General features: G+C 72.6%; 6 protein-coding genes. 2 read left to right on the forward strand and 4 right to left on the reverse strand.

The features are described 5' to 3' along the window. The 3 genes from DIZ27_RS46670 to DIZ27_RS43820 all read right to left on the reverse strand — a co-directional run. Positions 1-277 (reverse strand): hypothetical protein (locus DIZ27_RS46670; protein ID WP_219933744.1); only part of this gene is annotated, 277 nt, incomplete at its 3' end. Positions 278-384: 107 nt separating this feature from the next. Beyond that, on the reverse strand, positions 385-1,461 hold the full coding sequence (locus tag DIZ27_RS43815) for an integrase core domain-containing protein (protein WP_258308896.1): 1,077 nt from the start codon (positions 1,459-1,461) through the stop codon (positions 385-387). A 4-nt stretch (positions 1,462-1,465) separates the two neighbouring features. Further along, on the reverse strand, positions 1,466-1,744 hold the full coding sequence (locus DIZ27_RS43820) for a hypothetical protein (protein ID WP_109383833.1): 279 nt from the start codon (positions 1,742-1,744) through the stop codon (positions 1,466-1,468). A 209-nt stretch (positions 1,745-1,953) separates the two neighbouring features. Between DIZ27_RS43820 and DIZ27_RS43825 the strand changes: the two genes are divergently transcribed. Together DIZ27_RS43825 and DIZ27_RS43830 are read left to right on the forward strand one after the other, a co-directional pair. Further along, positions 1,954-5,478 carry a DNA polymerase III subunit alpha gene (locus tag DIZ27_RS43825; protein ID WP_109383834.1) on the forward strand — a complete coding sequence of 1,175 codons (3,525 nt, stop codon included), beginning with the start codon at positions 1,954-1,956 and terminating at the stop codon, positions 5,476-5,478. 5 nt (positions 5,479-5,483) lie between these two features. Continuing rightward, the gene (locus DIZ27_RS43830; RefSeq protein WP_109383836.1) at positions 5,484-6,533 is read left to right on the forward strand and encodes a hypothetical protein; all 1,050 of its coding nucleotides are present in this window, start codon (positions 5,484-5,486) and stop codon (positions 6,531-6,533) included. A gap of 20 nt (positions 6,534-6,553) precedes the next feature. Here DIZ27_RS43830 and DIZ27_RS43835 read toward each other — a convergent pair whose 3' ends face one another. Continuing rightward, the gene (locus DIZ27_RS43835; RefSeq protein ID WP_109383835.1) at positions 6,554-7,069 is read right to left on the reverse strand and encodes a hypothetical protein; all 516 of its coding nucleotides are present in this window, start codon (positions 7,067-7,069) and stop codon (positions 6,554-6,556) included. Positions 7,070-7,220: the final 151 nt, after the last annotated feature.

Here is a 7,220-nt window from a genome sequence, read left to right on the forward strand (position 1 = left end):
TGCCGCGCTCGGCGTGGCAGTCGCCGTGGTGCTGGGTGGTGCCGGAGCTGCCGCCGCCGGCGCCGCCGCGCCGGGGGCGACCGGTGCGTACGCCTCGAATGACCACCATCGTGGGGACCGGGGCGAGGACGGGCCCCGGTACCACCACGGGCACGGGAAGGACAGGGACCGCCACCACGGCCACGGGAGGGACAGGGACCGCCGTCACGGCCACGGGCACGGGCACGGCCACGGGCACGGGCACGGGCACGGCCATGGCCACGGGCACCGCTGACACGATCGCCGAACATGATGGGGCAGCCTGATTCGGGCCGCCCCATCACCATCTCGGTTGACCGCGGGCCTTCCCCCCCCCCCGTGCCGCTCGAAAGTCATCGTCGCCGGTCAAGCGATGTAGCGGTACTCACTGATCACGCCGCCGAGGATCTGGGTCCGCAGCACTCGGCGGGCGTTGAGGTCGTGCACGGTGGCATCGGGCCGTTCCTCGGCATCAGGCGGTAGTTGCTGTCGGGCCTGGTGAGGTCGGTGGGCGTTGGAGTGCCGCTGATAGGCGGCCAGGACCTGGCGGACGGCGGCCCCGTTCACGATCAGGACGTGGTCGAGGGCCTCGCGCCGGATGCTGCCGATGGCGCTCTCGCAGCGGGCGTTCCTCCGAGGCGCCCGTGGCGCGCTCTTGATGACGTCCAGGTCCTCGGCTTCGAAGACGGCGTCGAACGCCCCGCCGTACCTGCCGTCGCGGTCCCGCAGGAGAAAGCGCGGGGACTCCATGCGCACCCCGAGGTCGGCGGCGAGGATACGTGCCGGGTGGACGGCCCGGGCCCGGATCGGGTGGGCGGTGACGCCGGTGCTAGGCAACCGGCGGGTGCCGTGCTCGCCGAACGCCGGCACGTACCACCTGCCGCCCGGCACGGTGCCGCTGGGCGGGAAGCCGCGGGCGCTGACCCCTTCGACCCGGGTGATGAGGAACTCGCGCCGGGTGGGGCCAAAGCGGCGCGGGGCCGACTCGAGGCCCGCGGCGTGGAGGATTTCCCGGCCCGTCCAGGCGACGATGGGGCGGCCGAGCCGGGCCGGCCCGCCCTGGATTCCTCCGGTGCCCCCGCCTGGGGTTCTCCCGCGCCGGACGCGGGATGAGCTTTTCGACATCGAACCCCTCGGCGAGACGGTGAAGCTGACCGTCGTCCACGATGGCTTCGAGCCTGGTAGCGCCGTCCGCGATCGGGCGTAGATCACGGCCTCGCCGTCCAAGACCACACCCGGCGGCAGCATGTCGAAGGCCGCGAGGGCCAGGTCCATCCACACCGCGGTGACGTCGCGCCCGGAGCGGGCCTGCAGCCGGCCGGTGTCCTTCTCGCGCCAGACGACGGTCCGGTGGCCGTCGAACTTCATCTCGTACCGCCAGCCCGCCCCGACCGGCAGGGTCGGGACGAGCTCGGCGAGCGCGACATCGACGGGGAAGTCCACGCACTCAGGCTCCGACCGCCGCGGCACACGTGCACGCGGAGGGGGTCTGCCGAAGCAGCAGCATCACCGCCTTCATGGCCAGCGTGAGCGGGGTGTCCTGGGCGGCCATCGCGGTGCCGTAGGCGGTCGCGGCGTGCTCGATCGCCTTCAGCGCGGCGCACAGAACGCGGGCCTGGTGCTCGGTGAGGTCATCGCCGGCGTCGATCGCGAGCGAGGTGAGGGCGATCGCCGCGAGGACGACGAGCGCCGCGAGCAGCAGGAGCTGCTGGAACAGGTGTGACATGACGGCCTTTCCCGGCCAGACGACGGTCGCCGGCCTCGCCCCTTCCGCCGAGAACCAGGCCGCCCTACAGGATCGAAATGAGAAGTGAGACGCACATCACATGCGTGCGCCCCGGGCTGCTGAATCAAGGCCGCCCCGCTCCTTGCGGCCGCTGCGCGGCACGGGGCAGCATCGAATCACCCGTTCGCACACTTGTGCGATTAGGCGTGATGGGAGATACCTGGAGAGGACGCAGGTCAGCGAGGGACTCAGGAAAGACGGGAGGTTCGAGCCGTGGATTTACTCATCTGCGCGTCGCCTCCGGTTACTCCGCCCGCTACGGCGCCTCCCTCCCCGGCGCCCTCGTGCAGCGCGCTGCCGAGCGCGGGATGACCACGCTCGCGCTGACCGACCGGGACACCGTTGCGGGCACAGTCCGCTTCGCCACCGCCGCCACAACCGCCGGTATCCGCCCCGTCTTCGGTGTCGACGTCGCCGTCGCCCCGCTCACCCCGCCCGACCCGGCCGCCGGGCGGCCGCGTACGCCCGGGCGCGGCGGCGTGCACGTGATCGAGCCGCCGCTGCGGATCACCCTGCTCGCGCAGACCGCGGCCGGGTGGGCACGGCTGTGCCGCCTGGTGTCCGCCGCACACGCCGAGGCCGCCGGCGCGGCGCCGGTCGTGTCCTGGCCCACCCTCCGCACCTACGCCGACCGGGACCTGGTGGTGCTGCTCGGCCCGGCCTCCGAACCGGTGCGGGCCCTGTCCGCCGGCCGCCCCGACGTCGCCGAGCAGCTGCTCGTGCCGTGGCGGGAGCTGGCCGGAGAGCGGCTGCGGCTGGAGGCCGTGTATCTGGGACGGCGGGGCACCGGTGCGGGCTCACTGCGGCTGGCCGCGCGCACCGTGGGCCTGGCCGACCGGCTCGGCGTGCGTACGGTGCTGACGAACGCGGTCCGCTACGCCGACCCCGCCCAGCATCGGCTGGCCGACGTGCTCGACGCGGCCCGGCTGCTGCGGCCCGTCGACCGCCGGCACCTGGACGGCGGCGAACGCTGGCTGAAGGCCCCGGAGGCCATGGCGGCGGCCGCCGACCGCATCGCCCAGGCCGTCGGCGACGACCCGGGCCGGGCGGTCCGCCTGCTGGCCGAGACCGAGGCCACCGGCCAGTCCTGCACCCTCACCCCGGCCGATCTCGGCCTCGGGCGTCCCCACTTCCCCGGACCCTCCGGCGCCGACGCCGGCGCCGGCGTCGGCGTCGGCGCCGAGCGCGGTTCGGTGATACGGCTGCTGCGGCAGCGGTGTGAGACCGGGATGGTCGCCCGTGGTCTGGACACGGACGAGCGTGCCGTACGACAGCTCCGCTACGAGCTGGAGGTCATCGGCCGGTTGGGCTTTGAGGGGTACTTCCTGGCCGTGGCCCAGGTGGTCGCGGACACCCGGGCGCTGGGGATCCGGGTCGCCGCGCGCGGCTCCGGCGCCGGCTCCATGGTCAACCACGCGCTGTTCGTCGCCACGGCCAACCCTCTCGAACATCGGCTTCTGTTCGAGAGATTCCTCAGCGAGCGGCGTACGTCGTTACCGGACATCGACCTCGACGTGGAGTCCGAGCGGCGCCTGGAGGTGTACGACGCGATCATCAAGAGGTTCGGGCGGGAGCGGACCGCGGTCACCGGCATGCCCGAGACCTACCGGGCGCGGCACGCCCTGCGGGACACCGGTCTCGCCCTCGGGCTGCCGCCGCAGGTCGTCGGCGAGATCGCCAAGAGCTTTCCGCACATCCGGGCCCGGGACATCCGCGCCGCACTCGCGGAGCTGCCGGAGCTGCGGAAACTTGCCTCCCAGACCGGGAAGTTCGGACCGCTGTGGGAGCTGGCCGAAGGCCTGGACGCGCTGTCCCGCGGCTACGCCATGCACCCGTGCGGAGTGATCCTGTCGAACGCGTCGCTGCTGGACCGGCTGCCGGTGCAGCCGACCCCGGCCGGCTACCCGATGGTGCAGGCCGACAAGGAGGACGTCGAAGATCTTGGTCTCTTGAAGCTCGACGTCCTGGGCGTCCGCATGCAGTCCGCGATGGCGTATGCGGTTGCCGAGCTCCGCCGCACGACCGGACGCGTGCTCGATCTCGACAACCCCGACCACGTCAGCCTGAACGACCAGCAGGCCTTCGAGATGATCCGGGCCTCGGACACCGTCGGCCTCTTCCAGCTCGAAAGCCCCGGCCAGCAGGATCTGGTGGGCCGCCTGCAGCCCCGGCACATGCAGGACGTCGTCGCCGACATCAGCCTCTTCCGCCCCGGCCCCGTCTCCGGTGGCATGCCCGCCCTGTACATCGCCGCCCGGCACGGCGCCGCCCCCACGTACCCGCATCCCGACCTGGAGCCGGTGCTCAACGACACATACGGCGTCGTCATCTGGCACGAGCAGATCATCGCGATCCTCGCCACGATGACCGGCTGCGACCGTGCCGCCGGCGACGTCGCCCGCCGCGCCCTGGCCGACCCCGACCGGCTGCCCAAGGTCGAGGCATGGTTTCGTCGGACGGCCGGCGAGCGCGGCTATTCCAAGGACGTGCTGGATGAGGTGTGGGAGATCGTCTCCTCCTTCGGCGCGTACGGCTTCTGCCGCGCCCACGCGGTGGCCTTCGCCGTCCCCGCTCTGCAGTCCGCGTATTTGAAGGCGCACTTCCCGGCGTATCTATACGCCGGGCTGCTGGAGCACGATCCGGGCATGTGGCCGCGCCGGGTCATCGTCGCCGATGCCCGCCGCCACGGCGTTGCCGTGCTGCCCGTCGACGTCAACCACTCCCGCGGGCAGCACAGCGTGGAGCTGGCCGGGCAGGGCTGGGGGGTGCGTCTGGCGTTCTCCACGGTCAAGGGCATCAGCGAGGCGGAGACCGCCCGCCTGGTGGCCGGCCAGCCCTACACCGGCCTGCCGGATCTGTGGATGCGCGCCCGCCCGTCCCTGCCGCTCGCACAGCGCCTGATCCGTATCGGCGCCCTCGACGCCCTCTCCCCCGGCCTGACCCGGCGGGACCTGCTGCTGCAGGCCACCGAACTGCACCGGCACTCCCGCCACCGCACCGCCACCGACGGGCAGCTGCCGCTGGGCGGCGAGCTGGTGACCGCCCAACCGAGCGGGCTGCCGGAAATGACCAGCCGCGACAAGCTCGGCGCCGAACTCGACACCCTCTCCATCGACGTGCGCCAGCACCTGATGGAGCACCACCACCGGCTGCTGCGCGAGCTCGGCGCGACCGATGCCGCCCACCTGCGCGGCATGGTGCCCGGGCAGAAGGTCCTCGTCGCCGGAGTGCGGGCCTCCACACAGACGCCGCCCATCCCGTCCGGCAAGCGGATCATCTTCTGCACCCTGGAGGACGGCTCCGGCCTGGTCGACATCGCCTTCTTCGAGGACTCCCACGAGACCTGCGCGCACACCATGTTCCACTCCGGGCTGCTGCTGGTACGCGGCCAGGTGGAGGCCCGCGGCCCGCGCCGCACCGTCGTCGGCGAGATGGCCTGGGACCTGGACAGGGTGGCCGCCGCCCGACGCGACCACGGCCCCCAGGCCGCCCTCGACCTCCTCGGCCGCACCAGCCCGGCCCCCACCCCCGCCCAGCCGGCCACCCCGCAGCGCACCCTGGCCGACGGCACCGCCGGGGCCCGCCTGCACCCGTACGCCGACCTGCTGCCCGCCGGCACCCGCTCGGCGGACCTGCGCCGGCTCGGCCACCGAAGCCAGGGAAGCGCCGGGTGATCACCATGGGCCGTCACATCCTCCACCTGCGCTTCGACCTCCCGGCCGAACCGGACGCCGACCTCCCCGAGCGGCTGCGCCGCCTGCTGGAGAACATCACGCCCCGCGTGCAGATGATCGAGCCGGACATGGCCGTCCTCGACCTCACCGGCGCGCTCCCGTACTGGAAGCGCGACGCCCGGGCCCTGACCGAAGTGGTCCAGTTACGCACGCTCGCCCACTTCGGCCTGCACAGTTCTGCGGGATGCGCGGGCAACCGGATGCTCGCCGCCATGGCCTGCGTCCTCACCCCACCAGGTCGGCACACCGTCATCGACGACTCCCCCGAGGCCGTCACCGCGTTCCTGCGGCCCCGGCCGGTACGAGAACTGCCTGGCGTGGGTGCGAAGACAGCGGCGACGCTCGGCGAGTACGGCCTGCACACCGTCGGCGACGTCGCCGACATCCCCCAGCCCACACTGCAGCGCCTCCTCGGCGCCCGCGCCGGCCGCGCCCTCCACGAGCACGCCCACGGCCGCGACACCACGGTCGTCGACCCCACCCCGGCCCCGGCGAGCCTCGGTACGGAGCGCCGCTTTCTCCGCGACGAACTCGACCCGGCCGCCCACCGGCGCGTCCTGCTCGCCCTCGCCGACGACCTCGGTGCCCGTCTCCGCGCCTCCGGCCAGATCGCAACGGGCGTGACCTGTACGGTCCGCTACGCTGACCTCAACGCCACACGCCGCAGCCGGACCCTGCCCGAAGCCACCCAGCACACCGTCCTCCTGGCCCGGGCCGCCTATGCGGTGTACGACTCCCTCGGTCTGCAGCGCGCCCGGGTCCGCAGCATCGCGCTGCGTGCCGATGGCCTCCGGCCCGCCGACCGGGCCACCCGGCAGCTCACCCTCGACGCGGGCGACGACAAACCCCTCGCGATCGAAGCCGTCGCCGATCGCGCCCGCGCCCGCTACGGGCGCCAGGTGCTCTACCCCGCAGCCCTCGCCATCAGCGCCCGCTCCCGGCCCTCCCAAGGCCGCGCTGCCGAGCAGGACCGGAGCCGGAGCACCCCTGGCTGACTCGGCCAGTCGCCGCACGCTCACTCCTGCTCGTCGCCCTCGTGAGGTTCTGCGAACTGAGGGCCTTCGTCGTCGCCCTCCTGGGGCTCCGCGAACTGAAGGATGTGATCGTCATCCTCTTGGGGCTCTGCGAATTGCACATGTGACACTGCGAACCAAGGGCTGTGGTCGTCTGCGAGCAGGGTTCGCTCCAGCCTCGTGAGAGCCCGGTGCCCGGCTCCCGAGGCGAGCCGGTTCGTGAGCTTCACCATGAGAGGCGCCTGCCTGGCGTCCTCTCGCCGTTTCGCCAATGAGCTGGCAGACGGGGCGAACGCGACAAAGTCCGATGTGCTGAGAGCACGCGTGGCCTGGCTGCGCAGGATTGTGAGCCGCGACTCCGTGTTCGTGGTGCTCACGAGGACACGCGTCTCCCACGCGCGCCCAACGGCCTCCACCCGGTGCGTGTTGTCCAGGACAGCGGGACCGCTGAGCACCCACCGCACCGTCGCCGCACACCACACGTGGTCTCCGATGCGGTAGGCGTTCAGCTCGGCCATGCTGTTGAACGCGACGGTGGGGGGGCTTCTGCCCAGCCCAGCACCTGGACCGGCTCAGTGCTGACGGTTTCGAACTCGCCGTTTCCGAGGTCCTCCACCAAGAAGGCCATCGCCACCTCGAACTTGGGGCCGCCACCGAACCAGACCCTGT

Origin of the sequence: Streptomyces sp. NWU339, assembly GCF_003143855.1 — a bacterium.
Lineage (GTDB): Bacteria > Actinomycetota > Actinomycetes > Streptomycetales > Streptomycetaceae > Streptomyces.

What these genes read in the sequence shown, in the direction of transcription:
- DIZ27_RS43820 (WP_109383833.1), bottom strand. Translation starts at nt 1,744, where the DNA reads ATGTCACACCTGTTCCAGCAGCTCCTGCTGCTCGCGGCGCTCGTCGTC.
- DIZ27_RS43825 (WP_109383834.1), top strand. Translation starts at nt 1,954, where the DNA reads ATGGGAGATACCTGGAGAGGACGCAGGTCAGCGAGGGACTCAGGAAAG.
- DIZ27_RS43830 (WP_109383836.1), top strand. Translation starts at nt 5,484, where the DNA reads ATGGGCCGTCACATCCTCCACCTGCGCTTCGACCTCCCGGCCGAACCG.
- DIZ27_RS43835 (WP_109383835.1), bottom strand. Translation starts at nt 7,069, where the DNA reads ATGGCCGAGCTGAACGCCTACCGCATCGGAGACCACGTGTGGTGTGCG.